18 protein-coding genes are annotated in these 24,654 nt (G+C 73.2%); 7 read left to right on the plus strand and 11 right to left on the minus strand.

Annotated features, from left to right (window positions below; genetic code table 11):
* Positions 1-100 precede the first annotated feature (100 nt).
* Both ACZ5OX_RS20080 and ACZ5OX_RS20085 read right to left on the minus strand, forming a co-directional pair.
* Positions 101-799 (minus strand): hypothetical protein, encoded by a 699-nt coding sequence (locus ACZ5OX_RS20080; protein ID WP_465631581.1) that lies wholly within the window; start codon positions 797-799, stop codon positions 101-103.
* The gene (locus tag ACZ5OX_RS20085; protein WP_465631583.1) at positions 796-1,359 is read right to left on the minus strand and encodes an RNA polymerase sigma factor; all 564 of its coding nucleotides are present in this window, start codon (positions 1,357-1,359) and stop codon (positions 796-798) included. Before ACZ5OX_RS20085 ends, ACZ5OX_RS20080 begins: the two co-directional genes overlap by 4 nt.
* 405 nt (positions 1,360-1,764) lie before the next feature.
* On the opposite strand from ACZ5OX_RS20085, the gene ACZ5OX_RS20090 reads away from it, so the two are divergent.
* Positions 1,765-2,595, plus strand: a complete 831-nt coding sequence (locus ACZ5OX_RS20090) for an SAM-dependent methyltransferase (protein ID WP_465631585.1) — start codon at positions 1,765-1,767, stop codon at positions 2,593-2,595.
* Positions 2,596-2,785: 190 nt separating this feature from the next.
* Here ACZ5OX_RS20090 and dnaE read toward each other — a convergent pair whose 3' ends face one another.
* Positions 2,786-6,349 (minus strand): DNA polymerase III subunit alpha, encoded by a 3,564-nt coding sequence (dnaE, locus tag ACZ5OX_RS20095; protein WP_465631586.1) that lies wholly within the window; start codon positions 6,347-6,349, stop codon positions 2,786-2,788.
* A gap of 368 nt (positions 6,350-6,717) precedes the next feature.
* Here dnaE and ACZ5OX_RS20100 point away from each other — a divergent pair, with 368 nt between their 5' ends.
* Positions 6,718-7,032, plus strand: a complete 315-nt coding sequence (locus tag ACZ5OX_RS20100; RefSeq protein ID WP_465631588.1) for a hypothetical protein — start codon at positions 6,718-6,720, stop codon at positions 7,030-7,032.
* A 105-nt stretch (positions 7,033-7,137) separates the two neighbouring features.
* Positions 7,138-8,052 (plus strand): Crystal protein ET79, encoded by a 915-nt coding sequence (locus ACZ5OX_RS20105; RefSeq protein WP_465631589.1) that lies wholly within the window; start codon positions 7,138-7,140, stop codon positions 8,050-8,052.
* A gap of 73 nt (positions 8,053-8,125) precedes the next feature.
* Here the strand turns inward: ACZ5OX_RS20105 and ACZ5OX_RS20110 are convergent, their stop codons facing one another.
* From ACZ5OX_RS20110 to ACZ5OX_RS20140, 7 genes are all read right to left on the minus strand, one after another.
* Positions 8,126-10,891 (minus strand): helix-turn-helix transcriptional regulator, encoded by a 2,766-nt coding sequence (locus tag ACZ5OX_RS20110; RefSeq protein ID WP_465631590.1) that lies wholly within the window; start codon positions 10,889-10,891, stop codon positions 8,126-8,128.
* A gap of 277 nt (positions 10,892-11,168) precedes the next feature.
* On the minus strand, positions 11,169-12,125 hold the full coding sequence (locus ACZ5OX_RS20115; protein WP_465631591.1) for an AraC-like ligand-binding domain-containing protein: 957 nt from the start codon (positions 12,123-12,125) through the stop codon (positions 11,169-11,171).
* A gap of 118 nt (positions 12,126-12,243) precedes the next feature.
* A complete protein-coding gene (locus ACZ5OX_RS20120; RefSeq protein ID WP_465631592.1) occupies positions 12,244-13,065 on the minus strand; it encodes a carbohydrate ABC transporter permease in 822 nt (273 codons plus the stop codon).
* A complete protein-coding gene (locus ACZ5OX_RS20125) occupies positions 13,062-14,000 on the minus strand; it encodes a carbohydrate ABC transporter permease (RefSeq protein WP_465631593.1) in 939 nt (312 codons plus the stop codon). Before ACZ5OX_RS20125 ends, ACZ5OX_RS20120 begins: the two co-directional genes overlap by 4 nt.
* On the minus strand, positions 13,972-15,237 hold the full coding sequence (locus tag ACZ5OX_RS20130) for an ABC transporter substrate-binding protein (RefSeq protein WP_465631594.1): 1,266 nt from the start codon (positions 15,235-15,237) through the stop codon (positions 13,972-13,974). Before ACZ5OX_RS20130 ends, ACZ5OX_RS20125 begins: the two co-directional genes overlap by 29 nt.
* Positions 15,238-15,402: 165 nt before the next feature.
* Positions 15,403-18,150 (minus strand): helix-turn-helix transcriptional regulator, encoded by a 2,748-nt coding sequence (locus tag ACZ5OX_RS20135; RefSeq protein ID WP_465631595.1) that lies wholly within the window; start codon positions 18,148-18,150, stop codon positions 15,403-15,405.
* A 112-nt stretch (positions 18,151-18,262) separates the two neighbouring features.
* Positions 18,263-19,867 carry an MFS transporter gene (locus ACZ5OX_RS20140; RefSeq protein ID WP_465631596.1) on the minus strand — a complete coding sequence of 535 codons (1,605 nt, stop codon included), beginning with the start codon at positions 19,865-19,867 and terminating at the stop codon, positions 18,263-18,265.
* Between the two features lie 461 nt (positions 19,868-20,328).
* Between ACZ5OX_RS20140 and ACZ5OX_RS20145 the strand changes: the two genes are divergently transcribed.
* Both ACZ5OX_RS20145 and ACZ5OX_RS20150 read left to right on the plus strand, forming a co-directional pair.
* Positions 20,329-21,099 (plus strand): alpha/beta fold hydrolase, encoded by a 771-nt coding sequence (locus ACZ5OX_RS20145; RefSeq protein ID WP_465631597.1) that lies wholly within the window; start codon positions 20,329-20,331, stop codon positions 21,097-21,099.
* A gap of 206 nt (positions 21,100-21,305) precedes the next feature.
* Positions 21,306-22,376, plus strand: a complete 1,071-nt coding sequence (locus ACZ5OX_RS20150; protein ID WP_465631599.1) for an alpha/beta hydrolase — start codon at positions 21,306-21,308, stop codon at positions 22,374-22,376.
* A 24-nt stretch (positions 22,377-22,400) separates the two neighbouring features.
* On the opposite strand, the gene ACZ5OX_RS20155 is transcribed toward ACZ5OX_RS20150, so the two are convergent.
* On the minus strand, positions 22,401-23,402 hold the full coding sequence (locus ACZ5OX_RS20155; RefSeq protein WP_465631601.1) for a S41 family peptidase: 1,002 nt from the start codon (positions 23,400-23,402) through the stop codon (positions 22,401-22,403).
* A 90-nt stretch (positions 23,403-23,492) separates the two neighbouring features.
* Between ACZ5OX_RS20155 and ACZ5OX_RS20160 the strand changes: the two genes are divergently transcribed.
* Positions 23,493-24,005: an ArsR/SmtB family transcription factor gene (locus tag ACZ5OX_RS20160; protein WP_465631603.1), complete on the plus strand. Its 513-nt coding sequence runs from the start codon at positions 23,493-23,495 to the stop codon at positions 24,003-24,005.
* A gap of 221 nt (positions 24,006-24,226) precedes the next feature.
* On the plus strand, positions 24,227-24,532 hold the full coding sequence (locus ACZ5OX_RS20165; protein ID WP_465631605.1) for a GNAT family N-acetyltransferase: 306 nt from the start codon (positions 24,227-24,229) through the stop codon (positions 24,530-24,532).
* The last annotated feature ends 122 nt before the right edge of the window (positions 24,533-24,654 follow it).

A 24,654-nucleotide genomic window follows, 5' to 3' on the forward strand; every position in this document is an offset into this window, starting at 1 on the left:
GTCCACCCGAGTGGAGTGGTGCACCGCGACCTCGGTCCGCGCGGTGAGCCGGCGCTGAAGGCGGCGGACGTTCGGTCGAAGCGGGTGCCGGGGCCGGGCGTCAGAGGTGGCGGGAGTGTCTGGAGGCGTGGGCGAGGTCGTCCACGAGGGTGGGGGAGGGCTGGGGGATCTCGCCGTGGTCCTCGTCGTCGGAGTGGACGGGCAGCTGGTGGACGACGGCGGCGACGCGGGCCGGCAGGCGCAGCGTCAGGCCCTCGTGGCAGGCGGCGAGGGTCTCGGCCCACACGGCGGGCGGGAGCGGCCGGCCGGGCCGGGGCGCGGTCGGCGCGGCCCGGTCGCGGGGTTCGGCGGCGAGCCGGTCGGCCTGGTTGCGCCAGTAGTCGGAGTCGCGGAACTCGCCGCGACTGGCGTGCAGGAAGGACAGGCAGCTGGCGGCGGTGGTGCTGCCGCCACCGGCGGCGAACTGCAGCCAGAACTGGCAGCCGTCGTCGTGTCCGGTCAGGTGGAGCAGTGCCGCCAGGACGAGCGCGCCGCCGGGGTGGACGCGCTGCCGGTTGTTGGTGAGGGCCTTCAGGGAGTCGGCGGCCTCGGGCTGGGCGATGATCAGGGTCGCGGCGAGGTCGAGTTCGTGGCGGGCCTGGAGGTGTTCGGCGCCCAGGGGGGCCCGGGCGCGGACGAGGCGGCGCAGGTCGGGGGCGGACACGCCGTCGGGCAGCTCGACCGGTTGATCGGGTTCGTCGTCGTACCCGTAGGGCCAGTTCCAGGGGGCGGCTGCCCGGCGGTCGTGTCCCCGTGTCACTTCATGTCCCCCGTGGTGGTTTCGGCGCCGAGGAGGCGGCGGAGCCTGGCCAGGCCCTGGCTGGTGGTGGTGCGGGCGTTGGTCTCGGTGATGCCGAGGTAGGTGGCGATCAGCGGGTAGTCGATCTCCAGCATGTAGCGGAGGACGATCATGTCGTACTGGCGCTCCGGCAGACGCAGGATCGCCTTGTAGAGCGCCTCGTAGTCGTTGTCGAGGTTCTCCAGGCTGATCCGGGCCTGGGCGTGGGCGCGCCGGATGGCGACGGCCCAGTCCGGGAGGACCGCCCTGGGCGGGGTCTGGCCGGTGCTCAACTCCCGGTCGGCGATGCACCGTTTGGCGATCATCCAGGCGTGGGCCTCGACGTCGGGCTGGCTCAGGACGCCGACCCAGTTCTGCCGCAGTTCCCGGCGGATGGCGCGGATCGCCTGGTCGACGAGTTCCGGGTCGTGCAGCCGCGCCCGGGCGACCGCACGCCAGGCCTTCTCGTGGCGCTCGCAGAAGGGTCGGTACGACAGTCGGTGGGTCGGCCGAACCGCCGCCCACTCGTCGTCACTGGTCAATGATCCTCCTCGTCGGCCCCAGGGGGGACGACGTTCGGCCGACCCGGGGTCGGGCACGGTGGGGTCCGTGGAGGACTCGCCGTCCTCCTGCGGACATCCAATCGTTCCGGGGAGTCGAATGTGAAGGCAATCACAAAAAGGCTTATACGACCTGCCATATGACAATGAGTTAAATGATGATCAGTCATATCCGATCGAAAGCGGTCGGGTTGGGCTCTGGGTCGGCCGCACCGCGTCGAGCCGGGCAGCCCGCGCCCGGCGAGGCGGTACGGCGCTTGATTGTCCGCGGCGAGGTGTGGGCATAGTGGACGATGGCCCGCGCCAGGGGTTCGCCACGCCTCATCACGGGGTTCGTGGTGCGCGCCGGCCTGCGGGCGTGACAACAGCCGACGCAGGGGGAAACGCATGGCAGCAGAGCAGCACGACGACACCGTCACACCGCCGGACGCCGAGGTCAACCTCGCCATCCACCGCCCCCACACGGCACGGATGTACGACTACTTCCTCGACGGCACGACCAACTTCCCCGCCGACCGGGAGGCCGCCGGACACGCCCTCGCCGTCTTCCCGCAGGCCCCGTTCGCGGCCCGCGCCAACCGGGCCTTCATGCACCGCGCCACCCGCGCGCTCGCCCGGAGCGGCATCACCCAGTTCCTCGACATCGGCACCGGGATCCCCACCTCGCCCAACCTCCACGAGATCGCCCAGCGGACCGAACCGCGGGCCAGGATCGTCTACGCCGACAACGACCCCATCGTCCTCACCCACGCCCAGGCCCTCCTCCACAGCAGCCCCGAAGGGCGCACCGCGTACGTCCAGGCCGACGTCCGCGAGCCCGAGGCCCTGCTGGAGGCGGTCCGGGCCACCGGTGTGCTCGACTTCACCCGGCCGATAGCCCTGAGCCTCGTCGCCCTGCTCCACTTCGTCCCCGAGGGCGCCCACGAGATCGCCGAGACCCTCAGGAACGCGATGCCGGTCCGCGGTTCCGCCCTCGTGATGAGCCACTTCACCCCCGACTACGCCCCCCAGGACGCGGCCCGCATGGAACGGGTCTACCGCGACAACGGCAACCCCGTCCGGGCCCGCGACCACGACGAGTTCAGCCGGTTCTTCACCGGATGGGACCTCCTCGACCCCGGCATCACCTCCACCCCCCGCTGGCGCCCCGAGCCGGACGACGAACGGATCAGCGACGCCCAGGCGTCCTGCCTGGCCGCCGTGGCCGTCCGTCCCTGACCGGCCCTCGGCACCAGTCTGGCAGGCCGCCGCCCCCGATGTGAAAGGCCGTCGCGACGAATTCGCACCGGACCTCCGACCGCCGTCCGGAGGAGTCGGCGCCCCCGGGCCCGGACCGTGACGTCCGGGCCCGGATCGTGAGTTCCGGGCCCGGATCGTGAGTTCCGGGCCCGGATCGTGACGTCCTGGGTCAGGACCGGAGGCTCGCTCCCGCCCAGGCGCGGTTGCCCAGGAGGGTCTTGACGTCCGAGGCGAGTCCGTTGTCCGGGTTCACCCGGAATCCGAGCTCGTAGAGGGTGTTCTTGTCCCAGTTGGTGGTGAGCAGCCGGACCGGGACGTCGCCGGGGTGGGACTGGAGGGCGAGTTTGAGTTCGGCGACGACCCGGGGGTTGATCCGGGCGGCGGGGACGGTGATGTGGACGGGCGGCTTGGTGCCGAGTTCGGCGGAGGAGACGTCGAGGGTGGTGATCTCCTGCCCGAAGACGCTCAGTGACCCGTCGCGCTCGTTGAGCCGGCCGCGGATCGAGATCACGTTGTCCTCGATCATCTGCTCGGCCATCAGGTTGTAGGTCGCGGGGAAGAACAGCACCTCGACCGAGCCGTCGCGGTCGGCGAGGGTGATGATCGCCCATGCGTTGCCGGCCTTGTTGATCCGCCGGTCGACGCCGGTGATCAGCCCGGCGAGGCGCACCTCGCCCTCGGAGCGGCCGGAGCCGAGGAGTTCGGCGATCGAGGTGTCGCGGTTCTGGGAGAGGATGTGCTCGGCGCCGTCGAGCGGGTGGCTGGAGACGTAGAGGCCGAGCATCTCGCGTTCCAGGGCGAGGAGTTGGCGGCGCGGCCACTCGTTCTCGGTGAGCTGGAAGTCCAGTCCGATGCTGGGCCCGCCGTCGCCGGTGTCGAGGGCGCCGAACAGGTCGTCCTGCCCGATGGCCTGTTGCTTCTTCACCCCGGTGACGGCGTCGATCGCGCTCTCGTGCACGGTGCTGAGCGAGAGCCGGGAGTGGCCGAGGGAGTCGAAGGCGCCGGCCTTGATCAGGGAGTCGACGGTGCGCTTGTTGCACACCACCAGTTCGACCTTGTCCAGGAAGTCGGCGAAGGAGGTGTACTTGCCCTGTTCGTCGCGGGTGCGCACGAGGGACTCGATCACGGGCACGCCGACGTTGCGCACCGCCTTGAGGCCGAAGCGGACGTCGCTGCCGACGGCGGTGAAGTCGACCACCGACTCGTTGACGTCGGGGGAGAGGATCTTGATGCCCATCTGCCGGCACTCGGCCAGGTAGACCGCCATCTTGTCCTTGTCGTCGGCGACCGAGGTGAGCAGGGCGGCCATGTACTCGGCGGGGTAGTTGGCCTTGAGGTAGGCGGTCTGGTAGGAGACCAGGCCGTACGCGGCGGAGTGCGACTTGTTGAACGCGTAGCCGGCGAACGGGACCAGGACGTCCCAGACCGCCTGGATGGCCTCGTCGGAGTAGCCGCGTTCCTTGCAGCCGGCGTGGAAGGGGACGAACTCCTTCTCCAGCACCTCCTTCTTCTTCTTGCCCATCGCCCGGCGGAGCAGGTCGGCCTGGCCGAGCGAGTAGCCGGCGAGGACCTGGGCGGCGCGCTGGACCTGCTCCTGGTAGACGATCAGGCCGTAGGTGGGGCCGAGGACCTCCTTGAGGGGCTCCTCCAGCTCGGGGTGGATCGGGATGATCTCCTGCTGGGCGTTCTTGCGCAGCGCGTAGTTGGTGTGCGAGTTCATGCCCATCGGGCCGGGCCGGTACAGCGCGGAGACGGCGGAGATGTCGGCGAACTCGGTGGGCTTCATCAGGCGCAGCAGGGCGCGCATGGGGCCGCCGTCGAGCTGGAAGACGCCGAGGGTGTCGCCGCGGGCGAGCAGCTGGTAGGTGGTGGGGTCGTCGATCGGGATGTTGTCGATGTCGACGTCGACGCCCCGGTTGGCCTTCACGATCTTGATGCAGTGGTCGATGATGCCCAGGTTCCGCAGACCCAGGAAGTCCATCTTGATCAGGCCCATGGCTTCGCACGACGGGTAGTCGAAGCCGGTGATGATGGTGCCGTCCTTGTCCCGCATGTGCAGCGGGATCAGGTCGAGCAGCGGCGTCGAGGAGAGGATCACCGCGGCCGCGTGCACGCCGGTGCCGCGGATCAGGCCCTCGATGCCGAGGCCGGTGTCGATGATCTTCTTGACGTCCGGCTCGTTCGCGTAGAGCCCCCGGATCTCGGTGCCCTCGTTGTAGCGGGGGTGCTTCTCGTTGAAGAGGTCGGCCAGCGGGACGCCCTTGCCCATGACGTCCGGCGGCATCGCCTTGGTGATCCGGTCGCCCATCGAGAACGGGTAGCCGAGGATGCGGTTGGCGTCCTTGACGGCCGCCTTGGCCTTGATCGTGCCGAAGGTGTTGACCTGCGCGGTGTACGCGGAGCCGTACTTCTCGGTGACGTAGCGCACCATCTGGTCGCGCTGGCGGTCGTCGAAGTCGATGTCGACGTCCGGCGGGTTGATGCGCTCGGGGTTGAGGAAGCGCTCGAACAGCAGGTCGTGTTCCAGCGGGTCGAGCTGGGTGATCCCGGTCAGGTAGGCGACCATCGAGCCGGCCGCCGAGCCTCGGCCGGGGCCGACCGGGATGCCGTTGTCGCGGCCGTACTGGCAGATGTCGGCGACCACGAGGAAGTAGGCGTCGAACCCCATCGGGGTGATCACGCCCATCTCCAGCTCGACCCGGTCCAGCACCTCCTGGCTCGGGTTGTCGCCGTAGCGGTGCTGGAGGCCGGCCGCGATCTTCTTGCGCAGGTAGGAGGCCTGGGTCTCGCCCTCGGGCACGTCGAACTGCGGCATCCGGTCGACGTAGGTGAAGACCTCCTCGTACGACTCGACCCGCTCGGCGATCGCGAGCGTGTTGTCGCAGGCCTCCGGCAGCTCGCGGAAGAGCTCGCGCATCTCCTCGGCGGTCTTCACGTAGTAGCCGGTGCCCTGGAACTTGAAGCGGTTCGGGTCGTCCTTGTTCTTGCCCACGCCGACGCAGAGCAGGCTGTCGTGGGCGTCGGCCTGGTCGGCGGTCACGTAGTGCGAGTCGTTGGTGGCCAGCAGGGGGATATCCAGCTGCTTGGCGAGCCGGAGCAGGTCCTCGCGCACGTCGCGCTCGATGTCCAGGCCGTGGTCCATCAGCTCCAGGAAGTAGTTCTCCTTGCCGAAGATGTCCTGGTACGCGCCGGCGGCCTTCACGGCCTCCTCGTACTGGCCGAGCCGCAGCCGGGTCTGCACCTCGCCGGAGGGGCAGCCGGTGGTGGCGATGATGCCCTCGGCGTTCGCGGCGATCAGCTCGCGGTCCATCCGGGGCTTCATGTAGTAGCCCTCCATCGACGCGAGGGAGGAGAGCTTGAACAGGTTGCGCAGGCCGGTGGCGTTCTGTGCCCACATCGTCATGTGGGTGTAGCGGCCGCCGCCGGAGACGTCCTTGCCGCCCTCGCCGTCCGCGCCGGTCGGGCGCTGGCCGCCCGGCGACCAGAACACCTGCTTCTTCAGGAAGCGCGAGGACGGCGCCACGTACGCCTCGATGCCGATGATCGGTTTGACGCCGGTCTTCGCGGCGGCGTGGAAGAACTCGTAGGCGCCGAACATGTTGCCGTGGTCGCTCATCGCGATGGCGGGCATGCCCTGTCTCTCCGCCTCGGCGAACAGCTTGCCGTTCTTCGCCGCTCCGTCCAGCATCGAGTACTCGGTGTGGACGTGCAGGTGCGCGAAGCTGTCGGACACGGCGCTGTGCTCCTGGGGCGGGTGTCGGGAGGGAGAGCGGTCCACGCTAGCCGATCGGCGGCGGCGACGCGCCGGGCGGGGGTCGGTTGCCGAGACCTTGACGCATCCTTCCCGCTTCCCTGACGGGCTCTGCGCGTTCGCGACGGAGCCGGAACCACCGTCGACCGAACTCGCAGCCGGGAGTGGGCCGTTGCGCGCCGTGTGGGCGCCCGCGGAAGCCACGGCGGGCCAAGTTCGCGGTTTTCCACGATGCCCGCGCGTGGTGGCCGCGTGCCAGTCTGTGACTGCCACCGCAGCCCGCGACCGGGCCGGGCGGATCCGTCACAGGAGACCGGCCGTTCGCGGGGAACTCCAGGAAGGATATTGTCATGAACAGGCGAATCCGTGCGGCCTCGCTCTGCGCCGTGCTCGCCGCCGCGGTCCTCGTCGGCGGTACGGCCCAGGCGTACGCGGCCTCCCCCGCCCAGGCGCCGGCCGCGGCGCCCGCGGCCGTCACGCCCGTCGCCCAGGAGGGCGCGTCGGCGCTCGCGATCGACATCTGGCGCTGGGCCGGCCGGTACGACTCGTACCTCGCCGCGGAGGCGGCGTACTGGGTGCTGTACGGCCTCGGGAGCGCCGTCAAGATGAAGATCGAGCAGACCTACGCCGACAACGCGCCGAGGTGGGAGCTCTACATCCAGTGAGCCCCCGGCGCCGGCACCGAGCCGAGACGCCCGCCGACGTAAACAAGGCGAGCGCGACACACGTCCGTTCGCCCAGCCTCGAAGAGAGTTGGTAGACCCATGCGCATGACCTCCATGACCGGTCTGGGCCGTACGGCCGCAGGAGCGCTCACCGCCGTGCTGATGGCGGCCGGAGCGGTCGCCCTCGCCCCGTCCGCGCAGGCCGCGGCCGGACAGGCCACCGGGCCGCGGGCGTCCGCGGAGCAGAGCCAGGCCGCCGGGAGCGAGGCGGCGGGCGTGCCGCTGCTCGCCGCGGAACGTTCCACGAGGGTCACGCTGTCCAACAGCACCGGGTCCGGCCTGACCAAGACGTGGGAGAAGCTCGACCACGGCTGCTGGACGAACGACATGCTGCCGTCCGACTACATCCCCACCGGCAAGTCGGCCAGCTGGCAGAGCGAGTCCTGCGGGTTCGCGACCGGGACGGAGGGGAGCATCACCTACACCCTCGCCGACGGCGGCGAGGTCAAGCTGCACTGGAACAACCCCTACTGGGGCAGCAACGACTACAGCTGCGACGTCCCGGACGGTTACACCTGTTCCAGGAGCGGTGGCAGCGGGGACAACGCCTCCACCACGTTCAGCATCGGGAAGAAGTCCAAGGCCGCCGCGGCGCCCGCCCTGATGAGCGCCGCCCGGAGCACGAGCGTCAACCTGACCAACAACTCGGGGAAGCTGCTCACCCGTTCCGGCGCGAGCCTGCAGTGGGGGATCTGGTCCGACGGCATGATGCCTCCCTCCATGATCCAGTCCGGTGTCACCGCGAAGTGGGCGAGTGAGTCGGAGGGCTTCATGACCGGCACGGAGGGCTCGGTCAGCTTCGCCGTGGCCGGGGAGCAGAACGGCGTCACGGTGCACTGGAACAACCCCTACTGGGGCGGCAACGGCTACAGCTGCGACGCCCCGTCCGGCTACAAGTGCACCTGGCAGGGCGGCAGCGGCGACAACGCCTCGGTCTCCTTCACCCTGTCCAAGTCCTGATCGCGCCGGATCGAACCGGTGCCGCCCTCGTCCGGGCCGGGTGCTCCGCACCCGGGCGAGGGCGGCACCGGCTTCAGAGCACCGCCACGAGTTGGGTGCGCCGGGCGATCCGCAGCTTCCGGTAGGCGTTGGTGAGGTGGGTCTCCACGGTGCGGCGGGTGAGGCACAGCGCGGAGGAGATCTGGGTGTTGGTGTGCCCCGCCGCCGCCAGTTCGGCCACCCGTCGTTCGGCGGCGGTCAGCGCGTGCCCGCCGTTCCTGTTCCGCACCCCGCCGCCGCGCAGCGCCTGCTCCGTCAGGTCGAGGAGACGGCCGACGGGACGGCCGTCGGCGCCCGGTCCGCCGGCCTGGCCGCCGGGCCCGGGTACGGGCTCGGCCAGCCGCCGGGCCACGGCGTGCGCCTCGCGCAGCGTGTCGCGGCCCTTGCGGCCGTTGCCCGCCTCCAGGTGGGCCCGGCCGAGGTCGACCAGGGTCTCCGCGAGTTCCACCGGGGCGGGGCTCGCCCTGAGCAGGCCGGCGCCCTCGGTCAGCGAGCCCAGGGCCAGCTTGCCGCCCACGGCCGCGGCGTACGCCCGCAGCGCCCGGCCGACGGTGCGGGGCGTGCCCCAGGTGCGGGCGTGGCGCAGTTCCTCCTCGGCGAGTTCGCGGGCCTCCTCCCGTCGGCCGAGCCGCACCAGGGCCAGTGCCGCCCCGGAGCGCCACGGCGTGGCGACCGGGCTGACGAAGTCGTGGGCGCTCTGGCCGGCTCCGCAGGCCAGGTAGTCGTCGAGGGCCGCCTGCCAGTCTCCGTCCGCCGCGTGCAACAGGGCCCGGGCGTACCCGAGTTCGTTCCACTCCCAGGAGCTGTCGCTGCCGGACGGGCCGACCAGGGCCACCGCCTCCCACGCCTCGGCGCGCCGACCGGTCTCGCGCCGGGCGATCGCCACCATGGCCGCCAGGTGCGGCAGCCGGACGCCCTGTCCGGCGGTCGCCTCCACCAGCGGGGCGTTCTCGGCGATGACGCGGTCGAACTCGCCCGCCCAGAGCGCCGCCTCGGCCCGGACGCTGAGCAGGCACTGCACTCCCACGTCCGTGAGGTCCGGGGGGACGGGCGGGACGGGCAGGCACAGGGAGGCCAGCTCGCGGGCCTCCTCCAGGCAGTCCGCCCACTGCAGCAGGGTGGCGGCGCTCCCGAGCCAGGCGGTCCGCAGCCGCGGGTCCACCGGGGCCGCCAGGCGCGGCCGGACCCGGGCGAGCGCCTCGGTCGCCGAGCAGAGGCCGGCCCCGGCCTCGTACTCGGTGATCAGCCCGCACACCAGCGGCTCGATGGCGGGCGGTGCCGTCGGGGCGAGCGCGCGCAGTCCGGCGACGGCGCCGCGCCAGGCGTCGTTGTCGTGCGAGGAGACGAGCGCGCCGAGGGTCTGCAGCACCTGGACGAGCTCGTCGTCGTCGGCGACGAGACTGGCCTGGCGCAGGACCCGCAACGCGGTGTCGGGATCCCGGCCCGCGACCAGGGCCGCGCTGAGCGCGGTCGCCGCGGTCGCCCGTTCCCGGTGGCAGGTGTGCAGGTCCAGGCCGGTGTGGAGCCGGCGGATCGCCGCGGTCGCGTTGTTCGGCAGCTCCAGGGCGCCGAGGCGCAGGGCGAGGGCGGCGCGCCGTTGCGGATCGAGTGGGCCGCTCAGGGCGTGGCGCAGGTACCCGGCGGACTCCGCCGGCCGGCCGGCACGCAGCGCCTCCTCGGCGGCCTCGGCCAGGGCGCGGGCCATCCACGCCTCGCCGGGCCGGTCCAGGTGCAGGAGCCGGGAGGCCACGGCGGTCGCGGGCGCGCCGCTCTCGTCGAGCAGTTCCGCGATCCGGGTGTGCAGCGCGGCGACCTCCTGCGGCTCGGCGGCGGCCAGCACGGCCTCCCGGGCGAAGGGGTGGCTCAGCAGTCGGCACAGCCGGCGCACCGACCGCTCGCCCGGGGGCCGCCCGGACGGGCAGAGGCCGGCGAGCCGGCGGAGCAGGGCGGGGTCGGCGGGCGTCCCGCCCTCGGCCGCGACGGCGACGGCGAGGCAGGTGTGGCGCAGGCCCGGATCGGCCTCCCGCCGCAGCCAGTCGGCGATCGCGCCGCGGTAGCGGCCGCGCGGGTGGGCGGACGGCAGGAGGGGGAGCGGTCCGTCGGCGAGGTCGGCGACGAGCGCCCGAACCAGGGTCGGGTTGCCGGCGCCGGCCTCGACGCAGGTCACGGTGGACTGCCGGTCCAGTCCGGCGGCCCGGGCGAGGCGGACGACGGCGGACACGCTGAGGGCGGGGAGGGTCACGGACACGCCCGTGGCGGGCGGGAAGGGCGCCGGGCCCGACGGGTCGGCGCACTCGGTGAGCACCAGCAGGACGGGGACGTCGGCGAGGCGCCGGGCGAGGTAGCCGATCCAGCGCCGGGACGGCTCGTCGGCGAGGTGGAGGTCGTCCACCGCGAGCAGGGTGGGCCGCTCGGCGGCGGACCGGGCCAGTCGCGTCACCAGCCCGTGGAACAGCTGCTGTTCGTCCGGTCCGGCGAGGGCGGAGAAGGGAACGGCCTCGTCGTCCGGGAACAGCTGCCGGACGAGCCCGAACGGGAACGCCGTCTCCTCCGGTACGCCGCGCGCGCGTCCGATGTGCATGGCGTCGCCGTCGGCCTGCTGCCGGACGATCGCCTCCAACGCGGTGCTCCGCCCTCTGCCGGCCACCGGCGCCGAGAGCAGGACCCAGCGGCCGCCGCCCGCTCGGGCCGATGCCGCGGCTGCCGCGGCCATGTCAAGCACCTCGTCGCGCTCCAAGAGCATGTGTCGACCAACCCCTTCGGCTGTTCGTCCCGCGGTGCCGGTCGGGGCTCGCGCCATCCGCCGGGATTCGGCCTCCGTGGCACCGGAGCCGGATTTCCGCGGGAACACCGTGACGATCTCGTCCTGGGTCGATCTTCACCCGGGTGCGGGGCGCGTCCGCTCATCGCATGGAAAACGGCGCGATCGTGCGCGTGGCCGTGCTGGATCCCGCCGCTTTTATCACGTTTCACATACGAACTTTCCGCCGGCGGCGGTCCGTAGTGGAGGTGTGGTTCGGGTGGGAACGGTCCGGCCCGGCAATTCCTCGGACGTGCGTTCGGTGAGCGCGGGGGCGTCAGCCCGTCGGCCTGCCGTCCGTCTGCCAGTCCCTCGGGGACATGCCGTAGGCGGCGCGGAAGGCGCGGCTGAAGTGGCTGGAGTTGGCGAAGCCCCAGCGCCGGGCGATGCCCGCCACGCCGAGTTCCGCGGCCATCGGGCGCAGCAGGTCCCGGCTGCAGCGCTCCAGGCGCTGGGTCCGGATCCACCCGCCGACCGTGAGGTCCTCCTGTTGGAACAGCTTGTGGAGGAAGCGCACCGACATGAAGTTCGCCTCCGCGATGGTGGACGGCGAGAGGTCCGGGTCGCGCAGGTTGCGCAGGATGTGGTCCTTGACCCGCTCCAGCGAGGCCGCGCTCTGCGAGTCCTGCGGCCGGGTGCGCCCGGCGCGGTCGTCGACGAGCAGGGCCAGCAGGTCGAGTGCCGTGGCCGCGGCGCGGCGCCCGACGGCCTCCTCCAGCCCGGCCGCCTGGCGCGTCATCTGCCGGAGGTAGGTCGCCAGCAGCGCGGCACTGCCCTCGGTGCCGCTGAACGCCGTCGCGGTGAGCGCCCGCAGGTCCTTCTCCCGGACGCGGAGTTCCGCGCGGGGGAAGTGGAAGGAGGTGAAGGTGAAGTCCTCGTCGATCCGCTTGCGGAACACCCGGGAGGTGTCGGTGAAGGAGAACTCGCCGGGCCGCACGAGCGTCTGCCTGCCGTCCTGCTCCTTGAGCGAGGTGCCGCGCTCCTGAACGCTGAGGATGAGCGTCGGCGAGTCGTCGTCGGTGAGCAGGTTCCGGTTGCGGGTCAACGTCTGGGGCCCCGCCTGGACCCGCGAGATCCGCACCGGGCCGAGTCGGCGGCCGGTGATCTCCCCGGGCGACGGCACCTCCTCCAGGAGGTCCACCTCCAGCGGCACGAAGGTGTGGCACATCGCGTCGTGCCACGCCTCCGCCCGGTCGGAGGCGGACAACCGCGCGGTGGTGAGAGACGCGGGCACCGGGTTCCTCTCAGCTCGGTCGCCCCCGGTTCGGGGATTCCGGGACAGCCTGCCGGTCGGCCCGCGGCGGGGCATCGCGTGAACACGTGAGATCAGGGAGGAACCGTCTTCACCCGCCTCACTTGAGGGCTCCGTCGGTCGCGGCGGTGGTGACGTGGCGCTGGGCGACGACCAGCAGGACGGCGGCGGGCACGGACGCCAGGACCGCGGTGGCCATGACGGCGTTCCACTGGTTGGTGTGGGCGCCGATGTACTGGTACACGCCCAGCGTGATCGGCCGGACCGTCTCCGTGGTGGTCAGGGTGAGGGCGAAGAGGAAGTCGCTCCAGGCGAAGAGGAAGGTGAACACCGCGGCCGTGACCAACCCGTTGGTGCTCAGCGGGAGCACCACGGAGCGGAGGATCCGCAGGCTGCCGGCACCGTCCACGCGTGCGGCGTCGACGATCTCCCGGGGGATGGTCCGCATGGACGCCCGCAGGATGACGATCGCGAACGGGACTCCCGCGGTGGAGTCGGCGAGGACCAGCCCGAGGTGGGAGTTCAGCAGCCCCAGGTCGCTGTACGCGCCGTAGAGCGCGTCGGCCACGACGATGCCCGGCACCATCTGGGTGACCAGGATGCCCAGCAGCGCGAGGTCCGTCCCGCGCGGCCGCAGCCGCGTCAGCGCGTAGGCCGCCGGGGCGGCGAGCGTGAGGCTGAACGCCGCGCTGCCGAGGGCCACGACGAGGCTGGTGACGAGGTTGCGCCCCTGGTCGCGCAGCGCGGTGGCGTAGCCGCCGAGGTCCGGATGGAGCGGGAACCACCCACCCCGCAGGGTGTTGCCCGTGGGCTGGAGGGAGGCGTTGACCATCCAGTAGACGGGGAACAGCATCAGCGCGAGCAGGGCGATCCCGACGGCGGTGGAGAGCAGCCCGCGGCGGCGGCCGGACTGGCGTTTCACGGGCGCGCCTCCCGGGCGGCGCGGGCCCGCCGGTCGGCGCGCAGGTAGGCGAGGGCGCACACCAGCGACAGCACGACGAGCAGGTTGCCCATCGCGGCACCGCGCCCGAAGTCGTACTGCCGGAAGGACAGTTCGTAGGACTGGGTGGCGAGGGTCTCCGTGGCGCCGGCCGGCCCGCCGCCCGTCACCACGAGGATGATGTCCAGCACCTTGAGCGTGTAGACCACGCCCAGCACCAGCACCACGCCCGCCACGGGCCGCAGCAGCGGCCAGGTGATGTGGCGGAACGTCGCCAGGCGGCCGGCGCCGTCCAGCGCCGCCGCCTCGTACACGTGCGTGGGGATGTCCTGCAGACCGCCGTACAGGATCGCCGTGTTGAAGGGGATCCCGACCCAGATGTTGACGAGGACCACCGCCAGCAGCGCCTGCGAGGTGCCGGTGAGCCAGGGGACGCCGGAGGACGAGAGGTGGAGGCCGCGCAGCACCGCGTTGACGACTCCGCTGTCGGGGTCGAGCATCCACCGCCACGTCGTCCCGGAGACGACCAGCGGCAGCAGCCACGGCAGCAGCAGGAGCGAGCGCAGCAGGCCGCCCAGCGGGAAGCGCCGCCGGAAGAACAGGGCGAGGGCCAGGCCGACGGCGAACTGCCCCAGGACCGAGCCGGCGGTGAACAGGACCGTGGTCAGCAGGGTCGTGGGGAACCGCTCCGAGGAGAGGACCGCCGCGTAGTTCCGCAGCCCCACGAACGGTGCCTCACCCGTGTAGAAGGTCGTGACGGTGTGGTGCCGGAAGCTCGTCACGACGTTCTCGGCGAGCGGGTAGCCGAAGAACAGCAGCAGGTACGCCGCGGCCGGCGCGAGGAACGTCCACCGGGCCCACCGCTCCCGGCGCCGCGGTGGGACCGGGTCAGTTCTCGGTCGCGAGCCGCTGCGCATGCCTGAGGGCTTCCTCCGGGGTCTGCTCGCCCGTCAGCGCGGACTGGATCGCGGTGTAGATCCCGGTCGCCGCCTGCGGCCACCTGACGCCGAGTTCGCCGGTACGGGCCCGGGCCGCCTCCACGCTCTTCACGAAGGCGGCCATCGAGGGGGTCTGCTCGGCGTACTGGGCGGCCACCGTGGTGCGGGAGGGCACGGTGAAGTGTTGCCGGGCCGCGGTGAGCATGTTCGACGGGCTGTTCAGGCAGGCGAGGACCTGGGCGGCCTTCTCCTGCCGGGCCTTGGAGGGGCCCTTCGGGACCGTCCACACCTCGCCGCCGAGCGGGGTGACCGGGGTCTGCCCCGGCTGGGGCACCGGCACCGGGGCCACTCCCCAGTGCAGGTTCGCGTCCTGGTCGAGGGCCGGGATGCGCCACGGCCCGTTGATCATCATGGCGGCCTTCCCGGCGACGAACTGGTCGTGGACGTCGGCCTGCGTCCAGTTCAGTACGGACTTCGACATGGACCCGCTGTTCACCAGGTCCACCCACAGCCGGAGCGCCTGCGCGGCCCGGGGGGTGTCCAGCTGCTTCTCGTCGCCGCCGTTGGACCACAGGAAGGGCAGGAACTGCCAGGTGCCCTCGAAGGTGGGGTTCGCGTCGACGGCCATGCCGTAGCGCCCGGGGCGGGTCAGCGCGGCGGCCGCCGCCTTCAGCTCGTCCCAGGTCCCCGGGACGGCGACACCGGCCTCGGCGAGCATGTCCTTGTTGTAGATCAGCGCGACCGTGCTGACGTTGGGGGCCAGCCCGTACACCGTGCCCTCGTAGGTGCCCGCGGACCGGATGCCCTCGGCGAAGCCGTCGGCGTCGATGCCGTACGCGTCCAGCGGGGTCAGCGCGCCGGTCCGGGCGATCTGCTGCAGGTCGGGGTTGTCGAGCATCAGCAGGTCGGGGAGGGTCCGCGACGACGCCTGCTGGAGGACCTTGGGGATGAGGGACGCCCCGGGGACGCTGGTCTGCTCGACCTTCACACCGACGCTCCGGCCGCACGCGTCGAGCATCTCGCCCCACTGGGCGTGCTCGGACTCGTCGGTGTAGTAGTCGAGCGCGGTGATGGAGGTGACCTCACCCCCGGCCGAACCGGAGCCTGAGCCGGAACCGCTGCCGGAGCCGCACCCGGTGGCGGCGAGCGCCAGGAGGACGCTTGCGGTCAGGAGGGCGGCGGTCCGCCGCGCCGGCGGGCTGGCCGGTGAGAACATGCTGGTGCCTTTACCGAGTGACGGGGTGACCTGGTCGGTCGCCGGGAGGGACCGGACTGCGGGAGTGCCGTCAAAAGCGGACCGACCGGCCCCTTCCGTTCGAACGCCCATTAAACAGGTCGCCGTCGGCGGCATGATCGGCGCCCTCCTCGACGGCCCGCCCGCTCAGTCCTCGGGCAGCGACGCGACCAGGTTGGCGAGCTGGACCCGGGAGCTGATCGACAGTTTCCGGAAGACGGCGGTCAGGTGGGTGTTGACCGTGTGCGGGGAGACGACGAGCGTCTCGGCGGCCGACCGGTTGGTGTGGCCCTGGGCGATGAGGCGCGCGACCTTCCGCTCCGAGGCCGTCAGGGCCCCCCACCCCTGGACGGGGCGCGGCGCGCCGGCCGCCTTCCGCCGGCCGGCCTCCGGTCCCTCCAGCGCGCGCCGCACCTCCTCGGCCGCGGCGTGGGCGCCCGACTCGGCGAAGGCGCCCCGGGCGTGGGCCAGCGCCGCCGTGGCGCGGTCCTTCCGCCCGGCTGCCAGGAGCGCCCGGCCGAGATCGGCGTACGCGGCGGCCCGGACCAGCCGGCGGGGGCTCTCCGCGAGCAGCTCCACGGCGTGTTCGAGCACGGCGGGGTCGTTCGCCACCAGCCCGCGGGCCTGGGCCGCGAGGCCGGCGGCGGTCAGCACCGACGGGTTGCGCCCGGCGTGGGCCTCGGCCTGCGCGGCCAGGTCCTCGGCGAGTTCGGGCGCCCCGCCGCGCAGGGACATCCGGACCGCGGCGTCGACCCAGTCCCGCAGCAGCCGCCAGCGCATGAAGAGTCCCTCCCGCTGGACCTGGCGGATCCGGTCGACGGCGAGCCCGAGGTCCCCGTCGGCCTCGGCGTGCACCGCCTCCAGGAAGCGCACCGCGGCCGTGTTGCCCGGGTTCGGCTTGACCGCCAGGCGCTCCCGCGCGGCGGCCAGGTGCTCCCGCGCCGCCTCCCGGTCGCCGCGCAGCAGGGCGAGCCGGGAGCGGATCACCCGGCCGTTCACCTGCTGGACGGGCACCTCCACCCCGTCCTCCAGGCGCTCCATGGTCTCGAAGCCGGCCTCTGCGTCGTCGAGCCGGCCGAGCCCCAGGTCGTGCTGGCCGCGGGCCCACAGCAGCATGGCCTGACGCGTCGTCCCGGCCTCGCCCGCCGGCCCCAGGAGCAGGCGTTCGGCCGCCGCGAAGTCGTCCGCGTGCAGGTGCGCGACGATCTCCTCGGGGAGGAAGCCGGAGTCGATGGCGCTCAGCGCGGCGAAGCGCTCCAGCCCGAGCGCCGTCTCACCGGCGTTCAGCGCGATCTCGCCGAGCCCGGACAGGGCCAGGACGTGGGCCTCCCGGTCACCGGCGGCGGTGGCGGCGCGCAGCGCGGCCTCGCCGGCCTCCCGCGCCGCGACGAGGTCGCGGCCCCGGGACAGGGCCAGCGCGCGCAGGGCGGCCAGCCGGGCACAGATCTCCGGGGCGGAGCCGCCGGTGGTGAGCGCGGCCTCGGCCCGGCGGCGCAACTCCTCGGCGAGGTCCAGGGACCACAGCGTCCCGCCGAGGGCGGCCTGGAGTCGGCCGAAGGTCTCCAGCGGCGGCCGCTCGGCCAGCAGCCGGTCACCCGCCGACAGCGCCTCCCGGTTCCGGCCGGCCCGGGTCAGGGTGAGGATCGCCTGCTCGCCCACGGCGAACTTCAGCGGCCCCGGCGACGGCACCAGTTCGAGGGCACGCGTCATCAGGTCGGCCGCGAGGCCCGGCGTGACCGGCAGCACGTCCTCGGCCGCCCGCCGCAGCAGCGCCACGGCCTCCTCGTCCCCGGGCACGGCTCCCCGGAGGATGTGCGGCACCGCGTCGACCGGCCGTCCGCCGGCGGCGACCAGGTGGCGCGCGGCCTCGCGATGCAGGGCCTTGCGGGCCGACGGCGGGACGTCGGCGTAGACCGCCTGGCGCAGCAGGTCGTGCCGGAACACCAGGTGGTCGCCGTCGTCGTCCAGGAGCCCGGCCCGTACGGCCTCCTCCAGCGCCGGGACCAGCGCGGTGGCCGGTCGGCCGCAGAGCGCGGCGGCGTCCTGGAAGCCGAACCCGCGGCCCAGCACCGCCCCCGTCCGGAGGAAGTGCAGGGTGTCGGGCCGCAGGGAGCTGAGCCTGCCGCGCACGCCCCCCACGAGCCCGGAGGGCACGGCCTGCTCCGCGGCGTCGGCGATCCGCAGCCCCGCCAGCGTCTCGACGGCCAGGAACGGGTTCCCGCCGGCTCCGTCGAGCAGGTCCCGTACCCAGGCGTCGGCCGCCGTGCCGAGGGCGTCGTCGGCCAGCTGGCCGATGGCCGCGCCGGACAGCGGGCCCAGGGCCACCGTGACCGTCGGAAGGTTGCCGGTCGCGGCCGCGACCACCTCCTCCGCGGGGCCGGCGGGCTCCTGTCGCGCGGTCAGCAGCCACAGCACCGGTGAGGTCCGCAGCCGGGTCGGGAGCTGCTGCAGGGCGAACCGGCTCAGCGCGTCGGCCCACTGCACGTCGTCCAGGCCGATCAGCACCGGCCCGCTGCCCGCCAGGGCCTCGACGGCCTCCGCCAGGCTCTCCACCAGCCAGATCCGCTGGTCGTGACGGCGGGCCAGATCGACGAAGGCGCCGTCGGACAACAGCGGCCGGTCGCCGTGCAGGAGACTGGCCGCCAGGGACGAGAGCGGCACGATGTGGTGCAGTTCCTCGGCCTTGCCCAGGCCGACCGCGAAACCCGCGGCCCCGGCCCGGGAGACGGCCTCGGCGAGCAGCGTGGTCTTGCCGATGCCGGGTTCGCCCTGGATCAGGGCCAGCCCTCCGCCTCCCGTGCGGGCCACCGAGGTGATCAGTGCCTGGAGCTGCTCGAGCTCGGCCTCCCGGCCTCGCAGTCCACTGCGGGACAGCGGACCGCCCGACCCTGCCATGTCCGCCCTCTCCCGTCGCACCCGCCCTGCTGCCGTTCGCAGCTTCCCGAGGGTACGCCGTTCGTGGCCGCCGCATCGCGGGCCCCGGGGCACCGCCGTCCGCGAAGGCCCGTCAGCGCGCCATGGTGGCGTGGGTGACGGTCGGCTCCCGGGTGAGCAGCGTGCGGGCGTCGGTCTCGAAGGCGTGGTCGGTGCCGGTGTAGCGCCCGTGGTGCTGGGCGCAGTGCTCCGACCACGACGTCACGGTGAACGTCTCGACGAACCGCTCCGGCCGGGCGGCGTCCCGGTACAGGCCCCAGGTGACCGCTCCGGTCCGGCGCCGGGAGGCCTCCACCTTCCGCATTGCCGCAGCGAAGGCCGGACGCCGCTCCGCCCGCACCTCGTACGTCACGGTCACCAGCACCGGCCCGTCCTGCGGCGCCGGCTCGACGGCCAGCCGGGGTTCGGGCCAGGCCTCCGAGAGTGTCGGGTCGTTCTGGCCGCCGAGCAGCGGCAGCAGCCGCAGCGTCAGCACCCCGCCGAGGAGGGCCACCGCCGCCAGCAGCATCGCCGGCGACACGCCGGCGTGCTGCGCCACCTGCCCCCAGACCAGCGAGCCGAGGGCGCTGCCGCCCTGGAAGACGAGCAGGTAGAAGGCGGAGGCGCGGGCCCGCACCCAGGCCGGCAGGGCGACCTGGAGACTCGCGTTCAGGGTGGACAGCGCGGTGATCCATGCCGCTCCGGCCAGGACCAGGGCCAGGAAGGCCACCGGCACGCTGCCGCCGACGGCCAGGGCCACCAGCGCGCCCGCGAAGACGGCCCCGGCGAGCGCCAGCGAGCCGTTGCCGCCGATCCGTCGGGACACCGCCGGCAGCACCGCCGCTCCCGCGACCGCTCCCAGCCCGACGGCGCCCAGCAGCACGCCGTACCCGGCCGCACCGAGCCCGAGGGACTCGTGCGCGGACACCGGCAGCAGCGCCCACAGGGCGGAGGCGCCGGGCACGAACAGGGCGCTGCGCAGCAGGATCCGGCGGATCCGCGGTGCGCTGCGCACGTACCGGCCGCCGGCCCGCATGGCCGCCAGCAGGTGCTCGCGCTCCTGCCCCGGCCGCGGCGGCCGCTCCTGGTCCCCGGGCCGCCAACCGGCCAGCACCACCAGGATCGCGAGGAAGGAGGCGGCGTTGACGGCGAAGGTCCAGCCGACCCCGAGGGCGGCGACGAGGATCCCGCCGAGGGCCGGGCCGACGGCGCGCGCCAGGTTCATGTTCACCGCCCCCAGGGCCGCGGCCTGGCGCAACTCCTCCCGGGGGACGAGCGAGGGCTGCACAGCCTGCCAGGCCGGGCCGTTGAGCGCGTTCCCGCAGCCCAGGAGGAAGGTGAGGGCCAGCAGCGTCCAGGGCCCGAGCACTCCCGCGAAGGCCAGCGCGGTCAGCACCGCGGCCACCAGCGCCATGGCGGCCTGCATCGCCAGCAGCAGGCGGCGCCGGTTCACGAGATCCGCGAGGACCCCGGCCGGCAGGGCGAGGAAGAGCACCGGCAGGCCCGCGGCGAGTTGGACCAGGGAGACCTGGCCCGCGCCGTGGCCGACCAGCAGCCACTGCGCCCCGACGGTCTGCATCCAGCTGCCCACGTTCGAGGTGAACTGGGCCAGCCAGAGGTCACGGAAGACCCGTCGGCGCAACGGCGACCAGGCCGAACCGCTCGCGGTGCCGTGCTGTCCGCCGTCGGTCCCGGTCATCGACGCACCACTCGCTCGTCCTCTCTCACACTGCCCACCGGACGCCCGACGACGCGACGGTACGGGGGAGTCGACGTCGTCGGGCGGCCCCAGGAGAGCCCCTCGCTCCCTGTCCCGGGAACGCTAGGCGGCCCGGCGCCGACGGACTTGCCCGTCAGCGCCCACCGCTGTGCGGATCCTGCACGCCTGCGGACGCGCGGCCCCCGGAGCAAGCGGGAACGTGCTTCGTGGGCACCCGTCCCGGTGGCCTTGCTACAGAGCGATGAAGCTTCGTCGGGCAATCCCTACGTCGGTCGGTGGTCACCCGGTCCGGTGCGCGGCGAGAATCGTCACGACGAGCCGCCGCCCATCTCCTCGGCGGGGCAGGCCCATGCCGCCCACGCCGACCGGCGCAACCCGGCCTGAACCCGCCCCCGCAGTCCTGTCGCGTCCGGCCGTCCGGCGCCAGTCGAAAGGTCGCCATGCCCTCCATCCGGCCCACCGTCGTGCTCGTCCACGGCGGTTGCTCCGACGCCAGTGCCTGGTTCGGCGTCGTCGCCGAACTCCACCGCCGTGGACTGACGGTCCTCGCCGTCGCGAACCCGTTGCGGGGCCTCGCCCATGACGCCGCCTACCTGGCCGACGTCGTCGCGGGCATCGACGGCCCCGTCGTCCTGGTCGGCCACTCCTACGGGGGCGCCGTGATCACCGAGGCCGGGGCCGCCCCCAACGTCCTCGCGCTGGTCTACGTGGCCGCCTACCTGCCCGACGTGGGGGAGAGCTACTGCGCGCTCGCGCGCCGTTTCGCCCCCTCGCCGCTGATCTCCCGGCTGCGGCACACGGAGTTCACCACCACCACCGGCACCGAGCGGGCGACGGAGCTCTCCGTACCCGCGGAGTGTTTCCGGCCGCTGGTCGCCGCCGACCTCGACGCGGAGCTGGCGCAGGTGCTGGCCGCGATCCAACGCCCGGTCGTCGAGCGGGTGTTGACCGACGCGCCGACGGTGGCGGCCTGGCGCGCGAAGCCCTCGTGGGCCCTGGTGACCGGTGCCGACCGGGCGCTGCCGCCGGCCGTCCAGCGCTTCACGGCCGAGCGCGCCGGCGCCACCGTCCTCGAACTGCGCGACGCCTCCCACAGCGTGGCCGTCTCCCGGCCCACCGCGGTCGCGGAACTCATCCACGATGCCGGCAAAGCCGATCGTGTACAGTCGGCGGATCTCCCGATCGAGGAAACCGCACCCGATGGACATTGAGGCGCTCGTCGTGGGAGCGGTCGACGCGCCGCTCGCCCCGGCCGGAATCCGTGCACGATCAGACCAGCGGCGCCGGCGCCCGGGCAGTACGGTCGATGGCGTGTTATCGGCTCGGGCGGACCGGGGTTCGGCTCGGCTCGGACCGGGTCCACGCCGGGGCGCGCAACGCCGTGCCGCGTCCCTTCGATCAGGTCAGGAGCGAAGAGTTGTCCGAGCCCACCCCGCAGCCTGACCGGCGCCCGGTGCTCGACCGGGCGCTCCAGGAGTTCCTGGACGCCGGAGCCGGCCGGTCCGCCACGGAGCTGCCGGACCTCTCCTTCCTCGCCTGCGACCTCGCGCCGGGTGCCGGGTCGGGCGGTTGGCCGGACGGTTGGCCGGATGGCTGGCCGAGCGCTTGGTCGGACGAGTGGCCGGCCGACGGCGAGTTCGAGGACGAGTTCGAGGACGATCCGTGGGGCATCGAGTCGGAGTGGCTCGCCCTGCCCTGTGAGTCCGCGGGGCGGGTGCACGTCCAGGTGACCAGGCCCGTCGGCGCCGCCCGGCCCAGTCCGGTGGTGCTGTTCCTGCCCGGCCTGGGCTGGTCGCTCGGTGACGCCGACTGCTACGCCCGGCTGGTGCGGGAGTTCGCGCTGGGTACGGACGCGGCGGTGGTCTACGTGGACTACGCCCGGGCCCCGGCGGCGCGCTATCCGGTGGCCGTCGAGCAGTGTTACGCGGTGGCCCGGTGGATCCATGAGCACGGTCATGAGATCGGGTTGGCGGGGGAGCGGATCGCGGTCGTCGGGGATTCGGCGGGGGCGAACCTGGTGGCGGCGCTGACGCTGCTGGCCCGGGAGCGCGGTGAACTCCCACTGGTCCATCAGGTGTTGCTGTACCCGGTGACCGACGCCGACTTCGACACCCCGTCCTACCACCGGTTCGCCACCGGCTACTTCCTGCACCGCGAGCACATGCGCCGGTTCTGGGACGACTACCTGCCCGAGCGGGACCGTCGTACGGAGGTGACGGCCGCACCGCTGCGGGCGTCCCTGGAGCAACTCGCCGGGTTGCCGCCTGCGTTGGTGGTCACGGCGGAGGCCGACGTGCTGCGGGACGAGGGCGAGGCCTACGCGGCCAGGCTCCGCGCGGCCGGGGTGCCGGTGGTGGCCACGCGCTACCAGGGGGTGATGCACGGCTTCCTGCTCGTCGGCGGGATCCATCCCACGGGCACCACCCGGGCCGCGCTGATCCAGATCGTCGACACCGTGCACATGGCGCTGCACAGCCGGCCCTGGTGAGGTGAGGGCCGGCGGCGCCGGGCGTCAGAGCCGGTCGTCCGACGGCGCGGGGCGGTCCTCGGCCCGGCCGCCCAGCGCCCGCCGGGCCTCCTCGGCGGACGGGGTGTCACCGCCGAGCCGGGCCACCTCGGCCAGCGCCGCGCGGTGGGCCACCTCGTGGGCCAGGGCCGGGTCCGTCGCGGTGTCCGGGATCACGCCGGTGCCCTCCCAGTTGCCGCCCGAGACCGGGTTGATCGAGCGGGCCGTCGGGATGGTGGCCTCCAGGTGGGGGTGGAGGGTGAAGCCCCGGCGGGGGTTGGCGCCGCCGCCGGACACCTCGCCGACCACCACGGCGCGGCCGCGCTGCTGGAGGTCGTACGCGAGTTCCTCGCCGCCCGAGAAGGTGGCCGCGCTGATCAGCACGTAGAGCGGCTTGCTGCCGCCGAACCGCGGGCCGGGCACCTGGGCGGGGCTCCAGAACTGCTGCTCGGCGTCCTCCTCGCGGTCGTAGAGGGTGTTGAGGTGCGTCGGCTCGTCGAAGAGGTGGCCGCAGATGTGGGCGGTCGTGTACGGGTGGCCGCCGACGCACTCGCGCAGGTCCAGGATCAGGGCCTCGGCCCGCGCGACCAGGGCGAGCGCGGCGTCCAGGGATCCGCCGGTCATGTCGAGCGGGAACAGGATCGGCGCGAGCTTCAGCAGGGCGACCCCGCCCTCCAGGCGCTCGATCCGGGGCACTCCGCCCAGCGAGAGGTCGGCGGCCCTGGTCAGCTCGGCGAGGACGGCGCCGTCCTCCTTGTCCGCGGGGATCGGGTGGGGGTGGAACTTCAGCCGCAGGTGGCCGTCGGCGTTGACCGAACGGAGATCCTCGGTGACCAGCCGGCCGAGCGTCTCGGGATCCTCGGCCCGGTGGTAGCGGCCCTGGGACAGCGCCTCGGCGAGGCGCTCGGCGATCCGCTCGCCGACCTCGGGGAAGACGTAGAGCTCGGTGGTGAGCCGGCTCACCTCGGTGACGATCCCGGTGATCTCGGCCGACTGAAGCCCCGCCATCTGTTGCCCCCCGCTGGTGATGATCGATCAGGTCGGCACGAGTAGAGCACGCGGCTTGCGAAAGCGTCAAGAAAATTGGACGCTTTACCGATGGAGGATCAGACCCAGGACCAGGAACTCACCATCGAGAGCCCGCAGCAGTACAAGGCGCTCTCCCACCCGCTGCGCCAGCGGCTGCTGCTGGCACTCGGCGGGGAACCCGTCACCGTCGGCCGGCTGGCGGCGCTGCTGGACAGCCGCAAGGGCACGGTGGCGCACCACCTCAAGGTGCTCCAGGACGCCGGCGTCGTCCGCATCGTGGAGACCAGGAAGGTGCGTGGCGGCAGCGAGCACCTCTACCAGCGCACCGCCCGGCGGATCACCGTGGCCGGAGCGGACGCCGGGCCGGCCACCGCGCTGCTCGGGGCGGTGGCCGAGGAGTGCGCCAAGGCCCCGCAGGAGCCGCTGCTGGTGCTGCGGCACCTGCGGCTGACCGCCGACCAGGCCGCGCGCCTCGGCGCCGCCCTCCAGGCCCTGGTGGACGAGGCCGCCGAGGCCCCGCAGGGAGAGCCGGTGCACGGCGTGCTGGTGGCGCTCTACGAACAGGGCGGCGGGCGCGGTTGACCGGCCGCCCGGGACGGGACGCCGCCGAAGGCGTCGAGCGCCCTCGGCGGAGGCCCGACTTCCGTTCGGTGCGCGGACCGACCGCAGCCGGTGCACCGTCGGAACAGGCCCCGGCCGGCCACGTTCCTAGCCTGAGGACCGACACCGAGGGGCTCCGGAGGTCTGCTCCGGTGCCGCGCGTTCCAGTGGCGGCCAGTGCCGCGACCAGCAGGAGGAAGACCATGGAACAGACCGTCAGCGACAACGCGGAGAAGTCGCGCTTCGAGATCCGTGACGGCGGGGAGCTCGCCGGTTTCGCCGAGTACCACCGGTCCGGCGGCGAGATCGCCTTCATCCACACCGAGATCGACCCCCGGTTCGAAGGACGCGGCCTGGGCGGCGTGCTGGTGCGCGCGGCGCTGGACGCGGCGCGCGAGCAGGGGCTCGCCGTCCTGCCCTACTGCCCCTTCGTCCGGGGCTGGATCATCAGGCACCCCGAGTACGCCGACCTCGTCCCGGCCTCGCACCGGGCGCGCTTCGGCCTCTGAGGCGTTCGGACGGTTCGCTTCCGGCGTGCCGGCAAGCGATCTGCCGCCGTTCTGCCGCCCTTCTGACGCCGTTCTGGCGCCGTTCTGACGCATGCCGACGGGCTCGGGCTCCGGGTGGGTTC

This window comes from Kitasatospora sp. NPDC032121, from assembly GCF_055580145.1.

Coding starts and splice junctions, on each gene's coding strand:
- ACZ5OX_RS20090 (WP_465631585.1), top strand. CDS start 1,765: ATGGCAGCAGAGCAGCACGACGACACCGTCACACCGCCGGACGCCGAG.
- ACZ5OX_RS20100 (WP_465631588.1), top strand. CDS start 6,718: ATGAACAGGCGAATCCGTGCGGCCTCGCTCTGCGCCGTGCTCGCCGCC.
- ACZ5OX_RS20105 (WP_465631589.1), top strand. CDS start 7,138: ATGACCTCCATGACCGGTCTGGGCCGTACGGCCGCAGGAGCGCTCACC.
- ACZ5OX_RS20110 (WP_465631590.1), bottom strand. CDS start 10,891: ATGGCGCGAGCCCCGACCGGCACCGCGGGACGAACAGCCGAAGGGGTT.
- ACZ5OX_RS20125 (WP_465631593.1), bottom strand. CDS start 14,000: ATGCGCAGCGGCTCGCGACCGAGAACTGACCCGGTCCCACCGCGGCGC.
- ACZ5OX_RS20130 (WP_465631594.1), bottom strand. CDS start 15,237: ATGTTCTCACCGGCCAGCCCGCCGGCGCGGCGGACCGCCGCCCTCCTG.
- ACZ5OX_RS20135 (WP_465631595.1), bottom strand. CDS start 18,150: ATGGCAGGGTCGGGCGGTCCGCTGTCCCGCAGTGGACTGCGAGGCCGG.
- ACZ5OX_RS20140 (WP_465631596.1), bottom strand. CDS start 19,867: ATGACCGGGACCGACGGCGGACAGCACGGCACCGCGAGCGGTTCGGCC.
- ACZ5OX_RS20145 (WP_465631597.1), top strand. CDS start 20,329: ATGCCCTCCATCCGGCCCACCGTCGTGCTCGTCCACGGCGGTTGCTCC.
- ACZ5OX_RS20155 (WP_465631601.1), bottom strand. CDS start 23,402: ATGGCGGGGCTTCAGTCGGCCGAGATCACCGGGATCGTCACCGAGGTG.
- ACZ5OX_RS20160 (WP_465631603.1), top strand. CDS start 23,493: ATGGAGGATCAGACCCAGGACCAGGAACTCACCATCGAGAGCCCGCAG.
- ACZ5OX_RS20165 (WP_465631605.1), top strand. CDS start 24,227: ATGGAACAGACCGTCAGCGACAACGCGGAGAAGTCGCGCTTCGAGATC.